21 protein-coding genes are annotated in these 24,349 nt (G+C 66.1%); 9 read left to right on the plus strand and 12 right to left on the minus strand.

Annotated features, from left to right (window positions below):
* Nucleotides 1–19: 19 nt before the first annotated feature.
* The gene (locus V9L20_RS05140; RefSeq protein ID WP_337295765.1) at nt 20–4,900 is read left to right on the plus strand and encodes an autotransporter outer membrane beta-barrel domain-containing protein; all 4,881 of its coding nucleotides are present in this window, start codon (nt 20–22) and stop codon (nt 4,898–4,900) included.
* 26 nt (nt 4,901–4,926) lie between these two features.
* Here the strand turns inward: V9L20_RS05140 and V9L20_RS05145 are convergent, their stop codons facing one another.
* The gene (locus V9L20_RS05145) at nt 4,927–5,799 is read right to left on the minus strand and encodes a hypothetical protein (RefSeq protein ID WP_337295766.1); all 873 of its coding nucleotides are present in this window, start codon (nt 5,797–5,799) and stop codon (nt 4,927–4,929) included.
* Between the two features lie 228 nt (nt 5,800–6,027).
* Here V9L20_RS05145 and V9L20_RS05150 point away from each other — a divergent pair, with 228 nt between their 5' ends.
* The 3 genes from V9L20_RS05150 (at nt 6,028) to V9L20_RS05160 (ending at nt 8,703) form a co-directional block, all read left to right on the plus strand.
* The gene (locus V9L20_RS05150; RefSeq protein WP_337295767.1) at nt 6,028–6,345 is read left to right on the plus strand and encodes a hypothetical protein; all 318 of its coding nucleotides are present in this window, start codon (nt 6,028–6,030) and stop codon (nt 6,343–6,345) included.
* Between the two features lie 194 nt (nt 6,346–6,539).
* A complete protein-coding gene (locus V9L20_RS05155) occupies nt 6,540–7,265 on the plus strand; it encodes a hypothetical protein (protein ID WP_337295768.1) in 726 nt (241 codons plus the stop codon).
* 433 nt (nt 7,266–7,698) lie between these two features.
* Nucleotides 7,699–8,703, plus strand: a complete 1,005-nt coding sequence (locus tag V9L20_RS05160; protein WP_337295769.1) for a metal-dependent hydrolase — start codon at nt 7,699–7,701, stop codon at nt 8,701–8,703.
* Between the two features lie 120 nt (nt 8,704–8,823).
* Here the strand turns inward: V9L20_RS05160 and V9L20_RS05165 are convergent, their stop codons facing one another.
* From V9L20_RS05165 to mltG, 9 genes are all read right to left on the minus strand, one after another.
* Entirely contained in the window at nt 8,824–9,195 is a 372-nt protein-coding gene (locus V9L20_RS05165) for a hypothetical protein (RefSeq protein WP_258506245.1), read from the minus strand.
* A 122-nt stretch (nt 9,196–9,317) separates the two neighbouring features.
* Nucleotides 9,318–10,214, minus strand: coding sequence for an alpha/beta hydrolase (locus tag V9L20_RS05170; protein WP_337295770.1), 897 nt, complete (start codon nt 10,212–10,214; stop codon nt 9,318–9,320).
* Nucleotides 10,215–10,609: 395 nt separating this feature from the next.
* The gene (locus V9L20_RS05175) at nt 10,610–11,092 is read right to left on the minus strand and encodes a DUF2726 domain-containing protein (protein WP_337295771.1); all 483 of its coding nucleotides are present in this window, start codon (nt 11,090–11,092) and stop codon (nt 10,610–10,612) included.
* Nucleotides 11,093–11,249: 157 nt separating this feature from the next.
* Nucleotides 11,250–11,927 carry an ankyrin repeat domain-containing protein gene (locus tag V9L20_RS05180; protein WP_337295772.1) on the minus strand — a complete coding sequence of 226 codons (678 nt, stop codon included), beginning with the start codon at nt 11,925–11,927 and terminating at the stop codon, nt 11,250–11,252.
* The gene (locus tag V9L20_RS05185; protein ID WP_258506158.1) at nt 11,924–12,733 is read right to left on the minus strand and encodes a TatD family hydrolase; all 810 of its coding nucleotides are present in this window, start codon (nt 12,731–12,733) and stop codon (nt 11,924–11,926) included. The genes V9L20_RS05180 and V9L20_RS05185 overlap by 4 nt, the downstream gene beginning before the upstream one ends.
* A gap of 134 nt (nt 12,734–12,867) precedes the next feature.
* Nucleotides 12,868–13,245, minus strand: coding sequence for a PilZ domain-containing protein (locus V9L20_RS05190; protein ID WP_055806688.1), 378 nt, complete (start codon nt 13,243–13,245; stop codon nt 12,868–12,870).
* Nucleotides 13,242–14,264, minus strand: a complete 1,023-nt coding sequence (locus tag V9L20_RS05195; RefSeq protein ID WP_337295773.1) for a DNA polymerase III subunit delta' — start codon at nt 14,262–14,264, stop codon at nt 13,242–13,244. The genes V9L20_RS05190 and V9L20_RS05195 overlap by 4 nt, the downstream gene beginning before the upstream one ends.
* On the minus strand, nt 14,261–14,920 hold the full coding sequence (gene tmk, locus V9L20_RS05200; protein ID WP_337295774.1) for a dTMP kinase: 660 nt from the start codon (nt 14,918–14,920) through the stop codon (nt 14,261–14,263). The genes V9L20_RS05195 and tmk overlap by 4 nt, the downstream gene beginning before the upstream one ends.
* On the minus strand, nt 14,917–15,951 hold the full coding sequence (mltG, locus tag V9L20_RS05205; RefSeq protein ID WP_337295775.1) for an endolytic transglycosylase MltG: 1,035 nt from the start codon (nt 15,949–15,951) through the stop codon (nt 14,917–14,919). Before mltG ends, tmk begins: the two co-directional genes overlap by 4 nt.
* A gap of 131 nt (nt 15,952–16,082) precedes the next feature.
* Here mltG and ygfZ point away from each other — a divergent pair, with 131 nt between their 5' ends.
* Together ygfZ and V9L20_RS05215 are read left to right on the plus strand one after the other, a co-directional pair.
* A complete protein-coding gene (gene ygfZ, locus V9L20_RS05210) occupies nt 16,083–17,009 on the plus strand; it encodes a CAF17-like 4Fe-4S cluster assembly/insertion protein YgfZ (RefSeq protein WP_337295776.1) in 927 nt (308 codons plus the stop codon).
* 150 nt (nt 17,010–17,159) lie between these two features.
* Entirely contained in the window at nt 17,160–18,095 is a 936-nt protein-coding gene (locus tag V9L20_RS05215) for a hypothetical protein (protein ID WP_337295777.1), read from the plus strand.
* On the opposite strand, the gene V9L20_RS05220 is transcribed toward V9L20_RS05215, so the two are convergent.
* Both V9L20_RS05220 and V9L20_RS05225 read right to left on the minus strand, forming a co-directional pair.
* The gene (locus V9L20_RS05220) at nt 18,089–18,970 is read right to left on the minus strand and encodes a YbgC/FadM family acyl-CoA thioesterase (RefSeq protein WP_337295778.1); all 882 of its coding nucleotides are present in this window, start codon (nt 18,968–18,970) and stop codon (nt 18,089–18,091) included. The two genes, V9L20_RS05215 and V9L20_RS05220, sit on opposite strands and share 7 nt — an antisense overlap.
* Nucleotides 18,967–19,932, minus strand: coding sequence for an alpha/beta hydrolase (locus V9L20_RS05225; protein ID WP_337295779.1), 966 nt, complete (start codon nt 19,930–19,932; stop codon nt 18,967–18,969). Before V9L20_RS05225 ends, V9L20_RS05220 begins: the two co-directional genes overlap by 4 nt.
* 68 nt (nt 19,933–20,000) lie before the next feature.
* Between V9L20_RS05225 and V9L20_RS05230 the strand changes: the two genes are divergently transcribed.
* The 3 genes from V9L20_RS05230 (at nt 20,001) to V9L20_RS05240 (ending at nt 24,348) form a co-directional block, all read left to right on the plus strand.
* Nucleotides 20,001–21,137 (plus strand): iron-containing alcohol dehydrogenase, encoded by a 1,137-nt coding sequence (locus tag V9L20_RS05230; RefSeq protein ID WP_337295780.1) that lies wholly within the window; start codon nt 20,001–20,003, stop codon nt 21,135–21,137.
* 421 nt (nt 21,138–21,558) lie between these two features.
* On the plus strand, nt 21,559–23,901 hold the full coding sequence (locus tag V9L20_RS05235; RefSeq protein WP_337295781.1) for a type VI secretion system Vgr family protein: 2,343 nt from the start codon (nt 21,559–21,561) through the stop codon (nt 23,899–23,901).
* A 3-nt stretch (nt 23,902–23,904) separates the two neighbouring features.
* Entirely contained in the window at nt 23,905–24,348 is a 444-nt protein-coding gene (locus V9L20_RS05240) for a hypothetical protein (RefSeq protein WP_337295782.1), read from the plus strand.
* Nucleotide 24,349 lies beyond the last annotated feature (1 nt).

Here is a 24,349-nt window from a genome sequence, read left to right on the forward strand (position 1 = left end):
GTTTCGCTGGAGCGCCGTGATGAGCGTGGTCGCCGCGCTGGGCGCGGCGCCTGCCACGGCGCAAAACCTGTTGATCGGCACCGCGGGCGAGGCGGGGACGGCTGTCGGCATTGGCGGCAGCGGAGGCGCGGGTGGCATCGGCGGCGGCGGCGGCGGGGGCAGCGGAGGAGGCGGCGCCGGCGGCGGAGGGGGCGGGTACGGCGCCGGCGGCGGTGCGGCGGGCTTTGTGTACGGCTCCAACAGCGGCGGGGCCGGTGGCGCGGCCGCGGACGGAGCCGGCGCCAACGCCGGCTCTGATTCGGCCGGCCTGGGCGGCGCCGGAAACAACGGCGGCAGCGCGGGCGCCGATGGTGTGCAGGGCCCGACAGGTCCGTTCGACGCGAAGGTCGGCGGGAGCGCAGCCACTGGCGTGGCCACAGGCGCCCTGGACGGCGGCGTAAGCCGCGCAAGTTTCACGGCCGACGCCACGGTGAACGGTGCTCTCGGCATAGGCGGCGGAGGTGGCGGCGGCGGCGGCGCGAGCGGCACGGCCGCTGGTAGCGCCGGCACCAGCGGCGGCGCGGGTGAACTCACGATCGCAGCCGGGACCACCACCGTGACCGGTGCCGTCCTGGTGGGCGGATCGGGCGGTGGCGCAGGCGGTGGCAGCGGCAATGCCGCGGGCGGTAGCGGGGGTGCGGGCGGCGATGGCCGGCTGAACCTGAACGGCGGCACCCTGGTGGCGGGCAGCATTGTCGTGGGCGGCAGTGCCGGCGGCAACGGCTCTGCCGGCGCCGCGCCGGGCGGGCAGGGCGGGGCAGGCACGCTGACGTTCAGCGCTGGCGGCCTCAGCGTGGCCGGCGGCGTCACGGTGCGCGGCAGCGGGCTCGTCGAGTTCCAGCCGGCCGCGGGCAAGCAGCTTTCGGCCGGCTTCGCCATCTCGGGCGAAGGCCGGGTCCTGCAATCGGGCGGCGGGACGACCGTGATGACCGGCGACAACACCTACACCGGCGGCACGACCATCAGCGCCGGGACGCTGCAGATCGGCGCGGGCGGCACCAGCGGCAGCATCGTGGGCAATGTCGTCAACGACGGCGCGCTAGTGTTCAACCGTTCCGACGCATCGAGCTTCAACGGAGTCATCAGCGGCAGCGGCAGCCTGCGCCAGGCCGGCAGCGGTACGCTCGAACTCACGGGCGTCAACACCTATGCGGGAGGCACCGCAATCAGCGGCGGCACTCTGCGCGTGGCCGGCGACGGCGCACTGGGCATTGCGACGGGCACGCTGAGCCTGAGTGGCGGCGGCATGCTCCAAAGCACGGGCGCCTTCACGAGCGTGCGCGACGTGACGCTCGAGGGCGCCGGGAGCATCGCGAGCGCGGGTGACCTGACCATGAGCGGCATCTTCACCGGCAGCGGGTCGCTCGACGTGCAGGCGGGTGCGAGCGCCATCACGCTCACCAACGCGGCCAATGATTTCGGCGGCATCGTGAGCCTGGGCGGCGGCACCACGCAAATCAACGACAGCAACGCGCTCACGCTGGGCACGCTGGCCACCGGTGACCTCACCGTCACCAGCCACGGAAACCTCAACCTCGGACAGGGTTCCGCATCGTCCCTCGATGCCCGCAGCAACGGCGGCCAGGTCGCGCAGTCGGGTGCGCTTTCCGTACTTGGCGCTTTTTCCGTGGACGCCGGGGCGGGCGATGTCGTACTCGACCGGGCGGACAACGACTTCAGGGGTGCCGTGTCGCTGCGCGGGTCGAGCATCTCCGTGGCCTCGAGCGGCGATCTCTCCGTGTCCACACTGGCCAATGGCACGCACGGGGCGGTCAGCCTCGTGGCCGGCGGCGTGCTGAGTCTTCCCGGAACAGCCATCGACACAGGTTCGGCCGGGCTTGCACTCGCGTCGAACGGCGGAGCGCTCGATGTTGCGAGCAGCCTTCGCGGCGGCAACGTTTCGCTGGCCGGGCGCGACGGCATCTCCCTGGCGGCCGATGTGAGCGCGGCGAATGTCCTGAACGTCTCGAGCAAGGCCAGCGTGTTGCAGACAGCGGGCGTTGTGACGGCGGGCACGCTGACCGGCAGCGTGGACGGTGACGCGACGCTGAGCGGTTCCAACCTGATCGGCGCCGTTGGCAACTTCAGCGCGGGCGGGGCGCTCAGCCTGCGCAACCAGCAGGGCCTGGCGGTCACGGGCAATGTCGCGGCCGGAAGCGTTGCGCTCGACGTGGCGCAAGGCGTGGTGGTCACCGGCTCCCTCGAAGCGACGGGCAAGGGCGCGTCGATTTCCCTCGCGGGCGGCACGCGCTTGCAGGTCGGCGATGGCGCCGCAAACGGCGTGCTGACGGGCAATGTCCACAACGAGGGCACGCTCGCGTTCAACCGTTCCGACGTCGTGAGCTTTGCGGGCGCGATCGACGGCAAGGGCGCGCTGGTGCAGCAGGGCACTGGCACGCTGGTGCTCACCGGTGCCAACAGCTACAGCGGGGGCACGGTGGTGAAGGCGGGCGTGCTGCAGGGCACGACCGACAGCCTCCAGGGCGACATCGCCAACGACGCGACGGTCACCTTCGACCAGGGCGCGGCCGGCAGCAAGGGCACCTACGCCGGCACCATGACGGGCACCGGCAGCCTGCGCAAGATCGGGGATGGCGAACTCGAACTTGCGGCGGTCAACACCTACAGCGGCGGCACGTGGATCGACGGCGGCACGCTCTCCGCAAGCGTGACCGGCGCGCTGGGCAGCGGGCCGGTGTCGGTGGCAAGTGGCGCGGCGCTGCTCTTTCGCGGCGCGGCCGACATGGGCAGCGTGACGCTTGCCACGCAGGCCGGCGGCATGATCGATTTCACCGACAGCGTGACGGCGCCGAACGCCGCAATCGTCAACAACGCGGGTGGCACCGTTCGGCTGAGCCAGCTCACGGCGAACGGAACGTCCATCGGCGCCATCTCGGGTCCGGGGGAGGTGCTGCTGGGTTCGAAAACGCTGACCACCGGAACACTCGACACCGACGCCGAGATCTCGGGCGTGGTCTCCGGCGTTGGCGGTTCGCTGGTGAAAAGAGGCGTCGGCACTCTCACCCTGTCGGGCGCCAACACCTACACGGGCGGCACGGCGCTGCACCAGGGCCGCCTGAACGTCGGCCACAACCAGGCGCTGGGCACCGGCGTGCTCGCGATGGACGACGACACCACGCTCGGCTTTGCGGCCGACGGCCTCTCCATTGCCAACCCCATCCTGCTGACCGGCAACAACGACCCGGTCATCGACACCGGCGCTTTCTCCGGCACCCTGGCGGGTGCCATCACGGGCGGCGGCTTCATTACCAAGGAGGGCACCGGCACGCTCACGCTGTCCGGCGCCAACACCTACACGGGCGCGACACAGGTGGCCCGGGGCACATTGAGAGCAGGTGCACCGAACACGCTGAGCGCGGTGTCGGCGCACAGCGTTGCGGCCGGCGCAACGCTGGATCTCGCCGGCTTCGACCAGGCCGTCGCGTCGCTCGCCAACAGCGGCACGATATCGCTGGCCGGCGGAACCCCCGGCGCCGTGCTGACGGTCACCGGCGGCTACGTTGGCCACAACGGTGTGCTGCGGCTTGGCACCGTGCTGAGCGCAGATGGCCCCTCCGACCGGCTGGTGCTTGACGGCGGTGCGGCCAGCGGCCGTACGCAGGTGCAGATCGCCAGTGTGGGCGGGCTCGGCGCGCTCACAAGCGGCAATGGCATCGAGGTGATCAGCGCCCGCAACGGCGCCACCACGACGGCCCAGACCACCAAGGATGCCTTCTCGCTGGCCGGCGGCCACGTCGATGCGGGCGCCTATGAATACCGCCTGTATGCGGCCGATGCCAACGGCGCCGGCGAAAACTGGTTTCTGCGTTCGAGCATTGCTTCTCCCGCGGGGCCCGGTGCGCCGGGCGTGCCTGCGACCGTGACCACCTATCGCGCGGAGGCATCGCTCTACGCCGCTCTGGCGGGCCAGCTGCGCCAGGGCAATCTTGCAATGCTCGGCGACCTGCGCAAGCGTGTGGGCGACGACGAAGGCGCGAAGGCCGACGCGACGACACCGGACCATTCTCCCCGCCGCCGTGCCTGGGCCCGCGTGCTTTCCACCGACCTCGACATCCGGCAGGGCGGGGTGGTGTCGCCGACCAGCAAGGGCCGCCTCACAGGCTTTCAGGCCGGCACGGACCTGCTCTCGATGCGCCACTGGCGTGCCGGGATCTACGTCGGCCAGCTGGACGGCGACGCGCGCGTGAACGGCTTTGCGAGCGGCATACCGGGCCTTGCAGTGGGCCGCAACGACCTGCGCAGCCAGTACGTTGGCGCCTATGGCACCTACACAGGCGAGAGCGGCTTCTACGCCGATGCGGTGGTGCAGTCGGGCCGGCACCGCTACACAGCCGAGCCGCTGCCGGGCGGCGGGGCGGGCGGCAAAGGCAACAGCCTGTTGGGGTCGATCGAGGTGGGGCGGTCCTTCCCGGTGGGGGCCGGCGGCTGGCGCATCGAGCCGCAACTGCAGCTCGTTCATCAGCACATGGATCTGAGCAACGCGGCCATCACCGGCGCGGTGGTGCAGCCGCAGGCCGACAGCGGATGGCTGGCCCGAGCGGGCGTGCGGGTGAAGGGCGAGATCGGCACCGGCCTCGGCACCTTGCAGCCTTACGGCCGGTTCAACGTCTACAAGGCTTCCAGCGGCGTGGATGTTGCGCGTTTCGTCAATGGTGCGAGCCGGACCGATATCGCGGCACCGACCGGCGGCACCAGCTCCGAACTCGCAGGCGGCTTCACACTGGCGCTGGGCTCATCGACCACGCTCTACGGCGAGTTGGGCAAGCTCTGGGCCTCGGGCGGAAGTGCCAAGGTGAAGAGCTCGGTCAATGGATCGGTCGGCGTACGGGTGAAGTGGTAGCGAAGGCCCTGCGCGAGAAACGCCAGTCAGATACCCCGGGTCCGGATCTTCATGCTCGAGCGACGCAGCGCAAACACGCCCTCGAAGGTCCGGCACCACACGAGCTCCTCCGAGCTTGCGATGAGGCGCGCAGGCATCGGATACCCGCCGCCCGGTGCCAGCAGCTCCGTCGAGAAGACGAACTCCCGCTCGGGTTGGGCCTTCGCAGGCGCATCCTTGGTGCCGGCTTCCTCCCGGGCGATGAAGGCCGCAAGTTCGCCGAAGCCCTGCGCAGCCTCCGCAGCGAGCTTGCGCTGAAGGTCCTCCGAGGGCCGGGCCAAGTCGTCGAGGCTGTACGCCGAGGGCAGTTGGTACATGTACAGGCCCGACCACCGGTCAGCCCCGCTGCCGTGTTCGAGCTGGACTGCGGCAGCCGCCCGCAGCCTGCCACCAGGCGATTTGCTGAGGTATAGATAGGGTGTTGCGGCCGTCGCAGCTGTTGGGGCGGTGCCGCTGGCGTCGGTGAGCTCAAGCCCCTGCCGGATCGCCGCATCGAGGAACAACTGCCGCGGTTCGAGCCTGAGCTTGCCCTTCATGCGCGCCGCATCGAGGCCGGTCTGGCTGTCGACCATGCCCACGTTGGCGAGCGCACCCAGCGCACCGAACACCAGGCCGGCCGTCAGGCTGCCGCCCTGGGTCTGCGTGTAGACGATGGTCTTCGCTTCGTCGAGGTGGCGGGTGGCGTGCCGCGGCTCCTCCACGATCGCCGCATGCGCGAGCACGAATGTCGACGGTGCGCCCGTTGCGACGGGGCGATTCCTGTAGCTCGGCGGCGCCACGCAAGCTGTCAGGCCAGCCAGCGCCAGCAGCGCGAACACTCCCAGAGCGCGACGATGCACGCGGGCCTCGAAACCGATCATGGGTTTTTCTCCTCGCTCCGTGGTCTGACAGGCCGCTCTTCGGCGGCGGGCGGATCATAGCCGCCAGATCGTGCGGGACGCGCGCCGATCCTCGCGAACCGGCTCCCCAGGTGTCATAGGCACCGTTGCCGAGGCTTTGTCCTGCGCTTGCACGCCTCGCCGGCTGGCACGTGCACCCGGTCGCACGGAGATCATTGCTAGCAACCAGCGTGCGAGAAAGGAATGCCAATGACGAAGAGCGTAGAAACTCAGACAGGACAGAGGGACGAGCGCGTTGACGTCGGCGACTTCGTGAATCTGGAAGACAGGGGCACCACGCTGTTCGTGCGGGTCAAGCGTATTGATGGCGAAACATCGGTACCGGTGGCCATTGCGCGCGCCACGCTTGAAGCCTGCTTCGGAGCGGGACCGGGCGAGAAGGATCTCGCTCATGCATACATGGTCCATCGAGCGGTGATCAACGCCAAGGTGTTGGAGCTCGCGCCAGCCGGCGACGTGTACACGGACGCCAACCCGATGCTTTTGGGAGCGGGCGACTTCGAGTAGCGTGGTTTATCCGTCTTGCCTAGAGCGAGCGGGGAGCGCAGTGAAGGCTGATCGTGAAGACGAGCCGTTGAGCCGTAGATCTTGCTCAGTTTGAGCGTCCGTCTCATTGAAGGTCTTCGCTCGAACGGTGCGCGATATCACCGAGAAAAATCGAGCCAGAGCCGTCGTCCGGTGGCCCGACCTAAACTGCCACAATGCCGTCAGAGCAGCTTCGGGATAGCTGTGCAACAAGTTCAAGGACGGAAGCTCTTTCCGTCGAATCTCACCTGATGTTCTTCTCTAAGAAGCCTAAAAAGCGATCTCCCCGGCTTCTGCAGATCGCAGAGTATCTCGACCTTGTCAGCGAGGGTCTGGTGGGCGCTGAAATTTCGGACGGGGCGAAAGCCGCTGCGCTAGGTCTGGCTCGTGATGTTTGGGGTTCGCTGGGCCTAGGGGACTGGGCCGAAATCGACCCTGCCGCGGTCACCGCATGGCGCAGCAAGGTGAATGGCCATGTTCTTGTTCATGTACCTGCCGTTGCGGCCGACTGCTTTCTGATCGTTTTGCTTGGCAGCGAGCCGGTCGCACCGGATTCGTACATCCTGTTTGACGTAGGGGCTGAGTATGTGAGCGCGACGTTCTCATGCCCAGCCCTTGAACTCGCTGGTGTTGCCAATGAAGACGACATTCGCCGAGCCATCCCCGAACTGCCTGGCAAACCCGATCCGTTCGCCGTCTTGGAGCTGCGCGGTGGCACCTACATGCAGGTTTACGCCGATGAACAAGGCTTTCATCTGGAGCATCAATTGGTGACTACCGCGGCGCACTACCGTTGCGTCGACATCGTCGGAGCCGACGAAGCGGTTGAGGCATTTCTTTCCTACGCTTTCGGAAACTACGAGTGGGCGTACAAGAGGCGCTGGGAAAGAATCGCTCTATGAAAGCAAGGCTTGCGCTCGGCCAGAACCGGCCCTTCGTTGAGGCCAACCGATAGGAGACCAATGCAGCAACAGGCTGGACATTCGGGACCTATGCCTTCATCGTCAGCTATGGCGTGGTTCTCTTCCTCCTGTGCGCGTTGTTGTTCCCCGATAGCTAGCGAGACTATGAAAGCTATGAAGAGTATTTCTACGCGCGCCGTGCGTGGTTCTTTGGCCTGCTGGCCGCGACCTTCCTGCTGGATGTCGTCGATACCCTGATCAACGGCGAGGCTCACTTCCAAAAGTTCGCGTCGGGGGCATCAGCCCCGTGTGCATGGCCCAAGCTGCGATCCCCGAACCTCACCGCTTCCTTGATGCGCACGTGTGTGTTGATGATGATCCGCCGAGCCGATTTGAAGCCCAGTCGCAACCCACCTTGGGTTAGCCTTGGCCCGTGGACTCCGTTTCTCAAATTGTCTTGGGCGCATCGGTCGGCCTGGCCACCATGGGCCGTCGCACGGCCGCGTGGAAGGCCGCTCTCTGGGGCGGGTTGGCCGGCACATTGCCCGACCTGGATGTGTTGATCGATCAAGGCGATGCCTTGCGAAACATGGTGCTTCACCGTGCGGAGTCGCATTCCCTGTTCTGGCTGACGCTCGCATCGCCCGTGCTTGCCGGATTGCCCGCATTGCTGCACGGCGAGCAAGCCGGATTCCGGCGTTGGTGGCTCGCGATGTGGCTGGCTCTGGTGACGCACCCGCTGCTGGACGCGATGACGGTTTATGGCACGCAGTTGCTGCTGCCGTTCACCAACTACCCCTTCGGCGTGGGCAGCATTTTCATCATTGACCCGCTCTACACACTACCGTTGCTGGCAGGCGTAGTCCTCGGTGTGACGCGCCGCCAATGGCGGGGCCTGCCATCGGTGCATGCGGGCCTTGTGCTGTCGACTGCCTACCTGGCGTGGAGTGCGGCTGCGCAATGGCACGTGCGTACCATGGCGCAGGAGTCGCTCGCCGGGGAGGCCCAGCCAGCCGCAATACTGGTCACTCCAACACCCTTCAATACATTGCTTTGGCGCATCGTGGCCATGCGACCGGACGGGAGCTACGACGAGGGCTTCCGCTCGCTACTGGACGGCTCCCGGCCGATCCAATGGGCGCGTTTCGCCGCGCCGCCGGTGTCCGCGGCCGTGAGCACGCTGCCGCCTGTACAACGGCTCGCGGCGTTCTCGCACGGCTTCTACAAGGTGCATGCACGCGGCGGACGGGCATGGGTCACGGACTTGCGCATGGGTCAGGAGCCGAACTACAGCTTTTCGTTCGTCGTGGCAGAGGAGCAAGGCGGGGTGTGGCGTCCCGTAGTTCCGCGCAACGAGGGGTCGCGAGGAGACGTGCGGCGGGGACTGGCGTGGGTCTGGGAGCGAATGTGGGGTTCGAACGTCCCAGCCCCAAGGTGAGGCGCTGAAGACGCCCGAATGCTCTTCATTGGCGCAGTTTCTGCAGCTCAAGCAGGGCTGGCCTGGATCGACACACTGAAGGACTTCTCGGAAGACCTGCACGGATCGACATCACCAACATCAATCGCGATCCTCGTAGTAGCGGCGGTACTGCTCGCGTTCCCATTGCTGGCGACGCCACTCACGGCGCTCCGCGCGGCGCTCTTCCCAGCGTTGCGCGCGGCGCTCCTCCCAACGAGAGCCAGGTTCGTAGTAGACAGGTGCGGGTACGGAGTAAACCGGCTGCGCAGGCTGGTAGTAGGTCGGGGCCGGCCTCGAGTAGACAGGCGCCGGCTCGTAATAGACCGGCGCGGGTTCGCTCACGACCACGCCGGGTAAGTTGATCCCAATGGACCAGTTGGTGCCCGCATTGGCCGATGCGGCGGTGAACAAGGCTGCGGCGGCAACGAGACTTGCGGCACCCAACTTGAGAGCGGCTCGGGAAAAAGTCATTTCAACTCCTGAGGGCGAGAAATAGCCCTGATGCTCAACCAACGCCTTGCCGTGCGGTGCCGCGTACATCGCGATGGTGAAGAACGTTCACAAATGTCACACAGCCAATGAAGCCAAGAGCCTTACCCGGCGACGTACCGCTCCAAAAATGCAATCTGATCACGCACCACCTCTTCGAAAAGATCGTGGTAGACATCGAAGTGACCGCCGTGATAGCGCCTCACTTCGCCGCTCGGCGCGCGCCCGCCGACCCAAGCCTGGAACGCGGGGTTGGCATAGACATCCTCTTCGGCGATGGCGACGAGCACGGGAGCCTTGATTCGTTCGGCAGTCCCGTCGCGATAGCGGGGCGGCGCCAGATAGAAGCGTGGCGTAAATTCGTTGCGCCAGGTCGGGCTTCCTTGGACCAGGGCATGAAATCTCTCCTGCAGCGCGGGTTCGGTGAATATCGCGAGCTCGCCAGGTTGGCCGAACACCTTCACATAGCAGGGAGACAGTCCGAGCAATCCCCGCAGCCCGTCCCATATGGCTGCGGCAAGCAGCCTCGCGACTGTCGAAGACGGAACTTCGATCGTTGCCCGCGCCTCCTTGCGTACGAAGTCGAGTCCGGGAACCTGCGCGATGACTGCGGCGATCCCGGGATCGCGAGAAGCAACGTCGATAACGTGACCTCCGCCCAATGATGTGCCCCAGAGCGCGATCCGCCCCGTGTCGATGTTTGCCTGGGCGCGGACAAAGCGAAGAGCGGCCATGATGTCCTGCCGCTGCCGACGGACGCTGATGAGCTGCCGCGGGCGCCCCTGGCTTTCACCAAAATGGCGATAGTCGAACGTGAAAGCCGCAATTCCCACGGAGGCGAACCTTTCGGCAAATTGCGGCAGCATCCAGTCCATGGTCCCGGAAAAGCCGTTGCACAGAACGACGCACGGCAAGGACGACCTCGGCTTCTCGGGCCAGTAGAAGCATCCCGCGCATTCGATGCCCTGCGACTCGAAAGTGACCCGCACACGCTCGATCATTTGCGCCTCGTTCTCCAGTCAAGCAGTTAAAGGTGAGGGCGTGGCGGTCCGCCGCCCCTCGACGTATGGCACGCCCGCTTCGAGCCAAGCTACGGCCAACTCAGGCCGAAATGGAGTAGGGCGATCCAAGCCTGACATCACGACCTCCGAGCCGAGGCAAGTTCCAGCACGTATTCTGAGAGCGGCGATGCCGGATCATTATTCGTTGCATACCTATGGGTCTCCGGCTGACTGCGGCCGCCACCTTGAGTGAGGAGGGACCTGAAGTCGCACGACGAATAGACGGCTCGGCCCATCGGCGCGAACTTCAGCACATGTCATTTAACATAATGCACATTGTGTTATTTATGGGGAGGTCGACAGACCCTGCAGCCAAGCCCTGAATCCCAACCCCCTCAGGACCCCATCGGACTCACGGAAGCCATCGTCGGATCGAAATCAGCCTCCACGCGTCCCACATCCGGCACCCTCGGATATCGCAGCACGCGGTAGCCAGCCTCGACCAGCAGCGCATCCCGGTCCAGGTCGCGTTGCGACTTGCCCTTGCTGTTCTTGTCGCCGAGCGCCACCACGGCCACGACCTTGAATGAACGGTCGCACACGACAAAGTCGGCGATCTTGCGGCTGAAGGAGCTTCGTGCGGCGCGCGTGCGGGCCGTGAGCAGCGCACCGAAACTGACCTGCGGCAGCACCACCAAGTCCGGCAGCGTTTGCACGAGGCGGTTGTACATGGCCTGTTCGCGCGCAGTAAGCGGCGGCCGTGCCTTGGGCTTGTCGACAAAGCCGCTGCTGCTTTGCGCAGACCTTTTTCTTGCGAGCGCCACGAACACCAAGAACCCGATGGCCAACAAAAAGACCATGAATAGAAACGTATTCATCTCTGCTTCTCCTTCTCCGCAGAGTCTCGCATGACTGCGCAGGCGCCCTTTTGGGTGTTTTGCCGGACCTGTGCCGGCGCGTCGGATTCAGCCCTCGTATCGAGGGAAAGTGGCGCAGCGCCTGGTGCGCAAGCCGCGGCCAAACAGGCCGCGGAGCTCACCATTTACCGTCTTTGGGAATCGCTTGAGGGGTCGGCTTTGCGCCGGCAGCAGCCGTGATGAGTTGCGCGGCTTCGGGCCGATTGGCCTTGGTCGCGAAGTCGACCGCGGTCATGCCGAGCTGGTTCTTCATGGTGGTGTCCGCGCCCTCGGCCAGCAGCAGCTTCACGGCTTCGGTAGATCCATACATCGCGGCCATCATGAGCGGCGTGGTGCCGTTGGGCGACTGCGCATCGATGAAGGCGTAGTTGTCGAGCAGCACTTTCATGATGCTCAACTGGCCGCTGCTGGCGGCATAGTGCAGCGGCGTCCAGCCGGTCTTGTTGACGGCGGCGTCACGCTTGAGCAGTTGGGCGACGATGTCTTGCTGGCCCTTGATGGCGGCCAGCATCAGCGGGGTTTCGTCCTTGGCGTTGGCAATGTCGACGTCGGTTTGCGGCGACTCGAGCAGCACCTGGGCGACCTTGGGCGACGGTTCGCGCAGGGCGATGATCAGGCCGGTCTGGCCGTGTTCGTCGCGCGTGTTGGGGTCGAAACCGCGCTGCAGCAAGGTTCGCACGCCGCTGGCGTTGTCTCCGCGCACGGCCCGAAAGAAATCTTCGAACGAACCGGCGTGTGCGGTAAAAGTTGCTGCAGCGACAGTCAGATAGAAGAACTTTTTGATGTAATTTCTCATTTAGTTTTTACTCCCTTGAACAGCGTTTCGAAGTTGTCGCTCGTAGCCGTTGCGACTGCTTCGATGGGCAGCTTGCGCAGCTCGGCAATCTGCTTTGCGACGTACGGCACATACGACGGATTGTTGGTCTTGCCGCGGTAAGGCACCGGGGCCAGATAAGGGCTGTCGGTCTCGATCAGCATCCGGTCCAGCGGCACAAAGGCGGCCACGTCGCGCAGGTCCTGTGCCTTCTTGAAGGTCAGGATGCCTGAAAACGAAATGTAGAAACCGAGGTCGAGCGCCGCGCGCGCGACCTCCGCCGTTTCGGTAAAGCAATGGAACACGCCGCCCGCGGCCTTGCCGGAGCCGTCTTCGCCCTCCTCCTTCAGGATGGCCAGCGTGTCGGCCGAGGCTTCGCGCGTGTGAATGACCAGCGGCATGCGGGTTTGCTGCGCGGCGCGAATGTGCACACGGAACCGGTCGCGCTGCCATTCCATGTCGGAAATACTGCGCCCGCCCTTCCGTTCTTCCATCTGGTAGTAGTCGAGGCCGGTCTCGCCGATGGCTACTACCTTGGGCAAGGCTGCACGGCGAATCAGGTCATCGACGGTGGGTTCGGCGATGTCCTCGTTGTCGGGGTGCACGCCCACGCTGGCCCAGAAGTTGTCGTAGCGGGCCGCCAGGGCCTGAACGTCATCGAACTCTTCGAGCTTGGTGCAGATGCACAGGGCCCGGTCGACCTGCGCTTCGGCCATGGCTGCGCGGATTTGCGGCATCTGGTCCGCGAACTCGGGGAATGTGAGGTGGCAGTGGGAATCGGTGAACATGGCGCAGATTGTCTGGCTGATGCCAGGGACACCGAGGAACCGGCTTTGCCGGGCCTCTGGTGTCGCCCCCGGTAGCGGGGTGGCGGAGCGACACGAAGTGCGCGCAGCCTGGGGGCGAGCCCTAGCCTTCGAGCCTAGATAGTTTGGGTGGGACGGTCGGAGGCCATCGAGCCACCGAGCGCCGCCTCGATGCGCGCCTTGAGCTGGCGCGACTTTTCGTCCGACGGAAAGCGGATGCCGACGCCCGGCGCCCGGTTGCCGGCGGCGCGCTGCGGCGTGATCCATGCGACCTTGCCGGCGACGGGATAGCGCTGCGGGTCTTCGGGCAGCGTCAGCAGCACATAGACGTCGTCGCCCAGCCGGTATTCCCGCGAAGTCGGAATGAAGATGCCGCCTTCGGCAAACAGCGGAATATAGGCGGCGTAGAGCGCACCCTTCTCCTTGATGGCGAGCTGGATCACGCTAGGCCGTTGAGGCGTTGCGGCGGCGGCTGGGGCGGCGGGTTGGTTCATGGTCGGCGAGGAACAGAGTTTAGGGTGGTTCGCGCCTCGCTCACAAGCGCTTCCAGCATCAGCCCGGCATTGAAGGGGTGTTCGGCGGTTCTTGCGGCGTTGGCGAGCGACTTGGACCAACGCGCCAGCGCCGGGTGCGAAGGCACTGCCGCCGGCAGATCTGCCGCCTCGAAGAACCGCGGTTCGGCACCGCTGCCGACGGCCATCAAGTCATGGCAGAGCTTCTGCAGTGCGCCGATGGCTTGAGAGGGTGCCTGGTCCGCCAGCGCGGCGACGTCTCCACGCAACACTGCCTTTGGCAACAGAGACCAAGCCTTGGGCGACTGGCCGGAGCGCGCGAGCCGCAGCGCATCGCTGGGCCGGCCGCCGGCCGCACGCAGCAAGGCGGTGGCGTCGGCCGCAGGTACGTCGTGCGCACCCAGCCAGGCTTCGGCCTCGGCCGTTGCGGGCCATGGCAGCGTAAAGCCGAGGCAGCGGCTGCGAATGGTCGGCAGCAATTGCCATGCGGCCTCGCTCGCCAGCACAAAGCGAACGTCGCCGACCGGCTCTTCGAGCGTCTTGAGCAGCGCGTTGGCGGTGATGGTGTTCATGCGCTCGGCGGGGTACACCAGCACCACCTTGCCGCGGCCGCGGGCGCTGGTGCGCTGGGCAAAGCCGACCGCGTCGCGCATGGCTTCGACGCGGATCTCGCGGCTGGGCTTGCGCTTCTTGTCGTCGATGTCGGCCTGGGCTTTTTCGTCGAGCGACCAGCCGAGTTCCTGCATGGCGACTTCAGGCATCAGCACGCAAAGGTCGGCATGGGTGCGAACTTCGATGGCGTGGCAGCTGGGGCAGTGGCCGCAGGCGGTGCCGCCCTCTTCCACCTTGGGCTGTTCGCAAAGCCAGGCAGCGGCAAGCGCCAGCGCGAGCTCGTATTGACCCAGGCCCGACGGCCCCTGCAGCAGCCAGGCATGGCCGCGCTGGCGCAACAGCTCTGCGAGCGGTCGGTGGAGCCAAGGCGAAAGCTGTGGCGTGCTCATCGAGCGACTCCGGTCGCGGGTGCCAGCGCGCCGCGCGCGACAAGTGCCGCTTCGACCTGCTGCCAGACCTGGTCGCGTGTCTGGCTGGCGTCGATGCGAACGAAGCGCTGCGCATCGGCGGCCGCGCGGGCCGCATAGCCCGCCGCCACACGCCGGAAGAACTCGACCGGCTGGGCTTCGAACTTGTCGGGCAAGCGCGCTCCGGCCAAGCGCTGGGCGGCGATTTCGGGCGCCAGGTCGAACCACAGCGTGATGTGAGGCTGCAGCAGCGCTGCCGCTCCCCTGCCCCCTTGCACCCATTGCTCCAGCGTCGACAGCACCTGCGCATCGAAGCCGCGGCCCGAGCCCTGGTAGGCAAAGGTGGCGTCGGTGAAGCGGTCGCACAGCACCACGTCGCCGCGGGCCAGCGCTGGCTCTATGACTCGCGTGACGTGATCCCGCCGCGCCGCGAACACCAGTAGCGATTCGGTCAGCGGGTCCATCGGCTGTTCGAGGATGAGCCCCCGCAAGGTTTCCGCGAGCGGCGTGCCGCCGGGTTCGCGCGTGCGCACCACCGTGCGGCCTTGCGCTTTCAGGAGTGCCTCCATCGCGTCCAGATGGCTGGACTTGCCCGCGCCGTCGATGCCCTCGAGCGTCAGAAACAAGCCTTCACTCATTGCGCGACCTTCGATTTGGGTTCGCCATTGCTGCCACTACCACCGCGCTGGTAGCGGTTGACCGCGCGGTTGTGCTCGTCGAGGGAGGTGCTGAACTGGCTGGTGCCGTCGCCGCGCGAAACAAAGTACAGCGACTTGCTTTGCGCCGGCTGCACCGCCGCCAGCAGCGCGGCCTTGCCCGGCATGGCAATGGGCGTGGGCGGCAGGCCGCCGCGGGTGTAGGTGTTCCAGGGCGTATCGGCCTGCAGGTCTTTCTTGCGCAGATTGCCGTCGAAAGTGGTGCCCATGCCATAGATCACGGTCGGGTCGGTCTGCAGCGGCATGCCGGTGCGCAGCCGGTTGACGAAGACGGCGGCAATTTCGGAGCGATCCTTGGCTTTGCCTGTCTCCTTTTCGACAATGCTGGCCAAGATAAGCGCCTCATCGGCCGTTTTGATCGGCAAATCGGCCGCCCTGGCCGCCCAGGCGGCTTCGAGCTTCTTGTCCATGGCCCGCATGGCGCGCTGCAGCAGCGCAATGTCGGTCGAGCCCTTCGAATAGGTGTACGTGTCGGGGAAAAAGCGTCCCTCCGGGTGCACGCCGGGCCTGCCGAGCTTGGCCATCAGCGCGTCGTCGGGCAGCCCGACGGTTTCGGGCTTGAGCTGCTCGGCCTTGGCAAGGGCGGCGCGCACCTGCCGGAAGTTCCAGCCTTCGACCAGCACCAGGCTGCGCGTGGCTTCTTCGCCGCGCACCAGCACGTTGAGCAGCATCTTGGGCGTGATGCCGCGCTCCAGCTCATAGCTGCCGGCGCGAATCTGGCGGTCCTGGCCAGAAACGCGGAACCAAAGATAGAGCAGTTGCGGCTGCACGTCGGCACCGGCATCGGCCACCGCCTGCGCAACGCCGCGCGGCGTGGTGCCCGGCTCCACGGAAAGGTCGAGGCTGGGTGCGGGCAGCTTGAGCGGCTGGTGCACCCACCACAGTCCGGCGGCGCCGAGACCGAGCGCACCCAGGGCGGCAAGCAGAAAGAGCGTAAGAAAGAAGCGGCGCACGGGTCCGATGGAATAGCGGAGAAAAGAAAACCGAATCGGGGATCCGGTGCGAAAAGTCGGTGGCCCTTCGGGAACAACGGCAAGTTTCCCTGCGGACCGGACGGAACGGCTTCGACCATGATAATTCAGCGATGACTACTGTCGTTCTCAATGGTGTTACCGCCCTCTCGCACCTTGGCGTGATTCGCGCCGAAGGACCGGATGCCGCCAGCTTTTTGCACGGCCAGCTCACGCAGGATTTTTCGCTGCTCGGCGCCACGGAGGCCCGGCTTGCCGCCCTTTGCACCGCCAAGGGCCGCGTGATTGCCAGCTTCATAGGTATTCGGCCGCAGCCCGACCTGGTGCTGCTGGTCTGCAGCAAGGACATTCTGGCCGCCACGCTCAAGCGCCTGTCGATGTATGTGCTGCGCGCCAAGGCCAAGCTCACCGATGCCACGGACCAGTTCGCGTTGTATGGCCTTGCAGGCACCGCGTTGACGGGCAACGGCCTGGACGCCACCGCCCTGCCCGGCCAGCGCACCGCCATCGGCACGGACATCAGCTCGGTTTCGCTCTACCCGGCCGACGGTGTGCCGCGTGCGCTGTGGATTGCTCTCGCCGACAGCCCGGTGCCCGCGGGCCCGGCGCTCGACGCCGACCTCTGGCAATGGAGCGAGGTACGCAGCGGCATCGTGACGGTGACCACCCCGGTAATCGAGGCCTTCGTGCCGCAGATGATCAATTACGAATCGGTCGGCGGCGTCAATTTCAAGAAGGGTTGCTACCCGGGCCAGGAAATCGTCGCACGCAGCCAGTTTCGCGGTACGCTGAAGCGCCGCACCTACCTGGTACAGGCCGATGCGCCGGTGAGCGCGGGCCAGGAAGTGTTTGCCGCCAGCGACGCCGATCAACCCGTGGGCACGGTGGCGCAGGCTGCGCCGGCCCCGGGCGGCGGTTGGGCCGCGCTGATCTCCATTCAAATCTCGGCGCTTGAAACCGGCGGCCTGCATGCGGGCAGCGCCGACGGCCCGGCGCTCACGGTCGAGCCGCTGCCGTATCCGCTGCTCGAAGACATCTAGGCCTTGCCGCAAACCCCAGCGTCCTGGAAAAAAAGGACGCCCGGCGCTGCCCCGAAAGAGGCAGCGCTATTTTTTTGCGCGCGTTTAACCCTGCCTCCGGTGCTGCCCCGTAGAAGCCCTACCGATCCACTCCCGGCAAGGAAGACCACCATGAAGCGCAGACTCATCTTCTCGACAGCCCTCGCAATGGCCGCTCTCTCGGCGTGCGCCGAAAGCCCGATACGGCCGCCCTCGCCGTCTTTGACGTACGACCGCCTCGGCTCGCTCATGCAGGTGAGCGTGGTCGACCGCGCCACGGGCCGCGAGCTGCCCATCTACCGCTACCGGGGTGAATACTGGGTGGCTGGCCGGCCCGGCTCGCGCTACGCGATTCGTGCACGCAATGCGATAGGCGAACGCGTCATGGCCGTCATGTCGGTGGATGGCGTGAACATCGTCACCGGCGAAACCGCGGGCGTGCTGCAGAACGGCTACGTTTTTTCAGGTGGCGAGCGCAGCGACATCACGGGCTGGCGCAAGAGCGATTCGCAGATTGCGGCCTTCGAATTCACGTCGGTGGGCAACTCGTACGCGAGCCGCACGGGCCGGCCGGCCGACGTGGGGGTGATCGGCGTCGCGCTGTTCCGCGAGCGGGTGCCTGCGCCGCTTGCACCGCCCGCGCCGCCCATCGTGTTGCCGCAACGAGACGGCTACGGCAGCAACCGCGAGATGGAGCGCCGCAGCGAGGCGCCGTCCGCCGTTGCGGAGGCCGCCCCGGCCGCACCTGCGGCGCAGTCCCGCTCCGCCGACAGCGCCCTGGGCGCCGAATCCGCTGCATCGGCCAAGGGTGGGCTCGCCCGGCCATCGCCAAGCCTGGGAACCGGCCATGGCCGGCGAGAGACATCGCATGTCGGCCACACCACCTTCGAGCGCGCGCAGTCCACGCCCGACGAGGTGGTTCGCATCCGCTACGACAGCCGCGAGAACCTCATCGCGGCCGGCGTCATTCCTGTGCCGCCTCCGCCGCGCTGGCCGCGTCCCGAAGGCCCGTCCGCCTTTCCGGGTTCGGAGATGGGCTATGTGCCTGACCCACCGGCCCGTTATTGATTCAGTGCGCGCCGCATCTCGATGTGCGGGATGCCGGCTTCCTCGAAGGGCTCGCCGTGCACGGTGTAGCCCAGCCGCGCATAAAAGCGCTCCGCGCTGCGTTGGGCGTGCAGGCCGATCTCGCGATCGCCGCGCGCCCTGGCGGCCTCCTCGAGCGCCTGCATTACCGCGGCGCCGTGTCCGCCGCTGCGCAGCGCGCGGTGCACGGCCATGCGCCCGAGCATCGCCGTGCCGTCGACGGCATCGAGCAGCCGCCCGGTGGCAATCACCTGGCCGAGCCGGTTGCGCGCCACCGCATGCAGCACCACCGCATCGTGCTCGTCCCACTCCAGTTCCTTGGGAATGTTCTGCTCCTCGATGAAGACGGCGCGCCGCAGCGCGCTCGCCCCTTCGCCCAGGGTTTTCCAGTCGCCGGTTTCCACGGTGCGCATCGGCTCACCGGCCTCGAAGCCCGTGAGAATTTCGCGCAATAGCGGCGGCACCGGCTTGGAGGTCTGCGTGGCCGGGTCTGCAAACACATAGACCAGTTCGCAACCCACCAGGTACTGGTCTTGCCGAAACAGCGCGCCTTGAAAGACCATGGACGAATTGCCGATGCGCGCGCATTTCATGCCCACGTCGATCACGTCGTCCATGCGGGCGGAAGCCTGAAAATCTATCGTGGCCTTGCGCACATACAGGTCGCCGCCCAGCGCATGCATGGCCTCTTCGTAAGGCAGTGCAAGCGCGCGCCAGTAGTCGGCAATGGCGGTGTCGAAGTACATCAGGTAGTGCGCGTTGAACACGATCTTCTGCATGTCGACTTCGGCCCACCGCACGCGCAGGCGGTGGAAGAAACGGAAGTCTTTTCTCTGGGGGATGGTTTCTTGGCTCATGGGTTCAGTGCTTCTTTGAGTGCGCGTGCTGCATCGTCCTGCGCCTGCAGCGCTTCAGGAATCGCGCGGCCCATTTTCAGGAATTCGTGGATCACGCCGCGATAGATTTCAAGATCGACCGCTACGCCTGCCGCACGCAGCTTGTCGGCGTAGGCAATGCCTTCGTCCACCACCGGGTCGCATTCGGCCAACCCGATCCAGGCCGGTGCCACGCCGTCGACATCGTCCGCCAGCAGTGGTGCAAAGCGCCAGTCGTCGCGGTCGGCCGGCGTGCGCACATACTGGCCGAAGAAGTAGTCGATCATCGCCTTGGTCAGCAGCGGGCCGTTGGCGTACAGCTGGTGCGAAGGGGTGTCCTGGTGCCCGGTGGTGCCGGGGTAGATCAGCATCTGCAGCGCGAGCGGCAGGCCCGCGTCGCGCGCAAGGATGGCGCACACGGCGGCCAGCGTGCCACCGGCGCTGTCGCCGCCCACCGCAAGGCGGCCGGTGTCGAGGCCGAGGCGCGCGCCGCCGTTCGCGACAAAGGCGAAGGCGTCCCAGGCATCGTCGGAGGCGGTCGGAAACTTGTGCGCGGGTGCCAGGCGATAGTCGACGGAAACCACCGCGCAGCCGCTCTTCAGGCTGAGCACGCGGCACAGCGTGTCGTGCGTGCGGATGTTGCCGACCGTGAAGCCGCCGCCATGAAAGTACACCAGCACCGGCAGCCTGGCCGACGACGGCGCGTACAGCCGCGCCGGAATCTCGAAGCCGTCGCGCGCTGTAATGCTGAAGTCTTCGATGCGCGCGAGGTCGGGCTTGGGCACCTCCAGCACGCCGGCGCCCTTCTCGTAGGAAGCCTTGGCCTCCTCGGGCGTGAGTTGGTCCAGGCTCGGATGGCCCGCCCGGGCCATGCGCTCGACCACGCTCGCCATCTTGGCCGTCAGCAATGTGCCCGACGCGACAGCGGCAAGGGTTTTGTTCATGTGCAAGACTGTTTGCTCTTGTTAGATTCGAATGGTCGGCAATCGTACCGCCCCAAGCATCAACGCCCATGGCCCTCATCCAATACCTCACCCAGATCCAGTTCGAGTTCGGCGCCATCAAGCTGCTGTCCAGCGAATGCGCGCGCATAGGCATCACCCGCCCGCTGATCGTGACCGATGCGGGCGTGCGCGCCGCCGGCGTGCTGCAAAAGGCACTCGACGCCGTCGCCGATCTCGAGGTGGCGGTGTTCGACCAGACGCCTTCCAACCCGACCGAGGCGGCCGTGCGCGCGGCTGTCGAGCTGTACCGCAGCGCACGGTGCGACGGACTCATTGCAGTGGGCGGCGGCTCTGCCATCGACTGTGCCAAGGGCGTCGCCATTGCGGCCACGCACGAAGGCCCGCTCAAGACCTACGCCACCATCGAAGGCGGCTCACCCAAGATCACTGAGCGCGTGGTGCCGATCATTGCGGTGCCCACCACCAGCGGCACCGGCAGTGAGGTGGCACGCGGTGCCATCGTCATCGTGGACGACCACCGCAAGCTGGGCTTTCACAGCTGGTTCCTCATGCCGAAGGCGGCCATTTGCGACCCCGAGCTCACACTCGGCCTGCCGCCGCGGCTCACGGCTGCCACCGGCATGGACGCCATTGCGCATTGCATGGAAACCTTCATGTCGGCGGCCTTCAACCCACCGGCCGACGGCATCGGGCTGGACGGACTGGAGCGCGCGTGGCTGCACATAGAGCGCGCCACAAAAGACGGCAGCGACCGCGAGGCGCGTCTTAACCTGATGAGCGCATCGATGCAGGGCGCCATGGCTTTCCAGAAAGGCCTGGGCTGCGTGCATTCGCTGAGCCACAGCCTGGGCGGTGTCGATCCACGCCTGCACCACGGCACGCTCAATGCCCTCTTCCTGCCCGCGGTGATCCACTTCAACGCGGGTGCCGAGTCGGTGCAAAAGGAACAGCGGCTGCAACGCATGGCCCGCGCCATGCACCTCGATTCGGCCGGCGATCTGGCCGAGGCCATCCGTGACATGAATGCGCGCCTCGGCATGCCCAAGGGCTTGGCTGAAGTGGGCGTGACGCCCGACCTGTTCGAAAAGATCATCGATGGTGCCATGGCAGACCATTGCCACAAGACCAACCCGCGGCTCGCTACGCGCGACGACTACAGGGCGATGCTCGAAGCGTCTATGTAGGAGCTTTTGGGTTGTAGGAGCGCTGCTGTTCAGGGCGGCGCTCCCGCCGACGGGGTACCTTTCTCCGCGAATGTCCCCCGGGGCTGCGCCCCTCCTCCTTTATTTCGCTGCGCAAGGCTCCCCATCGGCGGGTGCGTAGTACGCGCTGGTCGTTGATCAGCGTTGCACCAGCAGCGTGCCCCAGTGCACAGGACATCGGGTGCTCCGCGCAGCGAAATAAAGGAGGAGGCCGAAGGCCGGGGGACATTCGCGGAGGGGAGTACCCGGTGGCCTTTGCACGCGCCCTGAACAACAGGCACGAACAGCAGCCCCGAAAAACAGCCCCCGAACAGCCACGTCATGTATATGACATAAGGAATTTCTAGACTGCCAACCGAAGGCTTTGCATCCGAACAAGCCCCAAGGGCGAGGGAAATTCCGAATGACGCGTACCGTCCAGGTTCACACCGTACTCAGCGCCGAGCAGCTCAAGTTCCGCGCCATGCGGGGGCGGGAAGCACTGTCGCAGTTGTTCGAGTTCGAGGTCGACATGGTCAGCCCGAGCTTCAACCTCGACCTGAAGAAACTGCTTGGTACTTCTCTCACCATCGAAGTGACCGACGGCGGCGCGCCGCGTTTCCTGAACGGTACCGTGGTGCGCTTCGAGCTGGTGGGCCGCGCCAACGAAACCGGCCGCCACTACGTGTACCGCGCCCTGGTGCAGCCGTGGCTCTGGTACCTTACGCGCACCACCGACTGCCGCATTTTCCAGAACAAGAGCGTGCCCGAAGTGCTGGACGAAGTGCTGGGCAAATATGGCTTCGAGTTTGAAAAGCGGCTCACCGGCAATTACCGTCCCTGGGAATACTGCGTGCAATACCAGGAGAGCGATTTCGCTTTCGTGAGCCGCCTCATGGAGCACGAAGGCATCGCCTACCACTTCGAGCACGCCAAGAGCTCGCACCTGCTGGTGCTGGCCGACGACACCGGCGGCTACCGCAAGCTCCCGGGCTACCCCACCATTCCCTACCGCCCGCGCGATCGCGTGCTGCATGCGATGGAGCCTTGCATCGACCAGTGGCGCGTGGCCGAGCAAATCACCTCGGGCCGCGTGATGCTCGACGATTTCGATTTCAAGAAGTCGCGCGCCTCGCTGCAAAGCGTGCGTCAAGACCCCAAGGGCCACGACCATTCGACTTATGAAGTCTATGAATGGCTGGGCGGCTACAGCGAACACCAGCAAGGCGACACCTACGCGAAGATTCGCCTGCAGGAGCTGCAGTGCGCGCATGAGCTCGCTGCGGGCCACACCAACGTGGTCGGCATGGCGCCCGGCTATCTGTTCGAGATGACGCACTGCCCGCGCGAGTCGGACAACCGCGAATACCTGATCACCGAAACCCGCTACGACCTGCAGGAGCCCGAGTACTCCACCGGCACCGGCACCGAGTCGGTGTGCCAGTTCGACTTCACGGTGCTGCCTTCGAACGTGCCCTACCGGCCTGCGCGCAAAACGCCCAAGCCGCGCACCAACGGTCCGCAAACCGCCACGGTGGTTGGCCCCGAAGAAATCTGGACCGATCGCTTCGGCCGCGTGAAGCTGCAATTCCGCTGGGACCGATATGGACAGTCGGACGAAAACAGCTCCTGCTGGGTGCGCGTGTCGAGCAACTGGGCCGGCGCCAACTACGGCACCATGCACATGCCGCGTGTGGGCCAGGAAGTGATCGTCGATTTCATCGGCGGCGAGCCCGACCGCCCCATCATCACCGGCCGCGTCTACAACAACGACCAGATGCCGCCGTGGGAGTTGCCCGCAAACGCCACGGCTAGCGGCATCCTCACGCGATCGAGCACGGGCGGTGCGGCCAACCAGGCCAACATGCTCCGCTTCGAAGACCGCAGCGGCGCCGAGCAGATCCTGCTGCACGCCGAGCGCAACCTCGACGTGGAAGTGGAAGCCGATGAAACGCACACCACAGACGGCACGCGCACCACGCTCATCAAAGGCCATGAATCGGCCACCTACAAGAGCGGCGAAACCCGCGACATTACCGCGGGCGCGAAAGAAACCATTACCGGCGGCGACACGCGCGACGTGACCGGCGGCTTCAGCGAAATGGTCAGCGGCGGCGTCACGCAGACCATTTCGGGCGGCAAGAAGCGCACGCTCAGCGGCGGACTGAACGACACCATCAGCGGCGGCGTGAACCTGGCAATCACGGGCGGCTTCCACGGCACCATCGATGGAAAGGAGATCCGCTTCGTGAGCGGCGGACGCAACGACACCATCGACACCTCGAACACCGTGCTGGTCAACGGCCCCTCGAACACCACGGTGACCGGCCCGACGGTGCACACCTCCCCGGATGTGACCTTCAACACGACGAACCACATCCACAACACGACGCAGCACGTCATCAATACCAACGTCTACAACACGACGTCGAGCACCTACAACAACCTGACGGTCAACTACACCAACAACTCCGTCTCCTACACCAACAACTACTCCAAGAGCAGCGACTGGAGGTGGTTCCGCCTGGGCGGCACCGGGCTGAACATGGACGTGTCGGGCATTTCGCTGGGCGTGGTGGCCGTGCGTTCGATGGCCATCGGCGTGCAGGCGCAGGCCATCGGCGTGAAGCTGGAGGCCGTGGGCGCGGAGTGGAAGAACAAGGCAATGTCGCTGGGGGATGCCGGTGCGCTCATCCAGCTCGTGGGCACGGAGATCAAGACGGGCGGCCTGCGCGCCGGCATCCAGGCGCTCAAGATCCTGCTCTGAAGCGTGGAAAACGTGCTCGATATCGTGTTGTGGGGGGTGTTCGGCATCGTCAGCCTGGGCGTGATTGCGCTCGCCGCAATCGTGCTCGCGGTGGCGCTGATGAGCCATCGCGCCTATGCCGAGGAAGGCCGGCTGTGGGAGCAGCTGCAGGCCAGCGGGCGTCCGCTGCAGGGCGTCGCGGTTTCCCTGATGCGCTCGCCCAGCGGCTACTCCCGGCGCGGCCCCATCGGGCAGCGCATGACGGCCGTGCAACTGGGCGTCGCCTACGTCGATGCCGCCGGCATCGAGCAGCAGACCACCTTGCGCACGCTCATCGACGAGGACCTGCTGGCCCATTTTTCCGCGGGCCGGCCCGACATTCATCTGCTGCAGGACCCGCAAGACCCTTCGCGACTGGCCATCGACCGCAGGCACACCCCGCTGGTGATCCGCGGCGCTAGGCGCTGAT

It is taken from the genome of Variovorax sp. CCNWLW225 (genome assembly GCF_037204045.1).
Lineage (GTDB): Bacteria > Pseudomonadota > Gammaproteobacteria > Burkholderiales > Burkholderiaceae_C > Variovorax.

Excerpts from the sequence above, each read along its gene's own strand:
- V9L20_RS05185 (WP_258506158.1), bottom strand. The coding sequence starts at position 12,733 with ATGTTCACCGATTCCCACTGCCACCTCACATTCCCCGAGTTCGCGGAC.
- V9L20_RS05230 (WP_337295780.1), top strand. The coding sequence starts at position 20,001 with ATGGCCCTCATCCAATACCTCACCCAGATCCAGTTCGAGTTCGGCGCC.
- tmk (WP_337295774.1), bottom strand. The coding sequence starts at position 14,920 with ATGAGTGAAGGCTTGTTTCTGACGCTCGAGGGCATCGACGGCGCGGGC.
- V9L20_RS05155 (WP_337295768.1), top strand. The coding sequence starts at position 6,540 with ATGCCGTCAGAGCAGCTTCGGGATAGCTGTGCAACAAGTTCAAGGACG.
- V9L20_RS05145 (WP_337295766.1), bottom strand. The coding sequence starts at position 5,799 with ATGATCGGTTTCGAGGCCCGCGTGCATCGTCGCGCTCTGGGAGTGTTC.
- V9L20_RS05150 (WP_337295767.1), top strand. The coding sequence starts at position 6,028 with ATGACGAAGAGCGTAGAAACTCAGACAGGACAGAGGGACGAGCGCGTT.
- V9L20_RS05235 (WP_337295781.1), top strand. The coding sequence starts at position 21,559 with ATGACGCGTACCGTCCAGGTTCACACCGTACTCAGCGCCGAGCAGCTC.
- V9L20_RS05175 (WP_337295771.1), bottom strand. The coding sequence starts at position 11,092 with ATGAATACGTTTCTATTCATGGTCTTTTTGTTGGCCATCGGGTTCTTG.
- V9L20_RS05190 (WP_055806688.1), bottom strand. The coding sequence starts at position 13,245 with ATGAACCAACCCGCCGCCCCAGCCGCCGCCGCAACGCCTCAACGGCCT.
- V9L20_RS05140 (WP_337295765.1), top strand. The coding sequence starts at position 20 with ATGAGCGTGGTCGCCGCGCTGGGCGCGGCGCCTGCCACGGCGCAAAAC.
- V9L20_RS05220 (WP_337295778.1), bottom strand. The coding sequence starts at position 18,970 with ATGAGCCAAGAAACCATCCCCCAGAGAAAAGACTTCCGTTTCTTCCAC.
- V9L20_RS05170 (WP_337295770.1), bottom strand. The coding sequence starts at position 10,214 with ATGATCGAGCGTGTGCGGGTCACTTTCGAGTCGCAGGGCATCGAATGC.
- V9L20_RS05195 (WP_337295773.1), bottom strand. The coding sequence starts at position 14,264 with ATGAGCACGCCACAGCTTTCGCCTTGGCTCCACCGACCGCTCGCAGAG.
- V9L20_RS05225 (WP_337295779.1), bottom strand. The coding sequence starts at position 19,932 with ATGAACAAAACCCTTGCCGCTGTCGCGTCGGGCACATTGCTGACGGCC.
- V9L20_RS05180 (WP_337295772.1), bottom strand. The coding sequence starts at position 11,927 with ATGAGAAATTACATCAAAAAGTTCTTCTATCTGACTGTCGCTGCAGCA.
- V9L20_RS05215 (WP_337295777.1), top strand. The coding sequence starts at position 17,160 with ATGAAGCGCAGACTCATCTTCTCGACAGCCCTCGCAATGGCCGCTCTC.
- ygfZ (WP_337295776.1), top strand. The coding sequence starts at position 16,083 with ATGACTACTGTCGTTCTCAATGGTGTTACCGCCCTCTCGCACCTTGGC.
- V9L20_RS05165 (WP_258506245.1), bottom strand. The coding sequence starts at position 9,195 with ATGACTTTTTCCCGAGCCGCTCTCAAGTTGGGTGCCGCAAGTCTCGTT.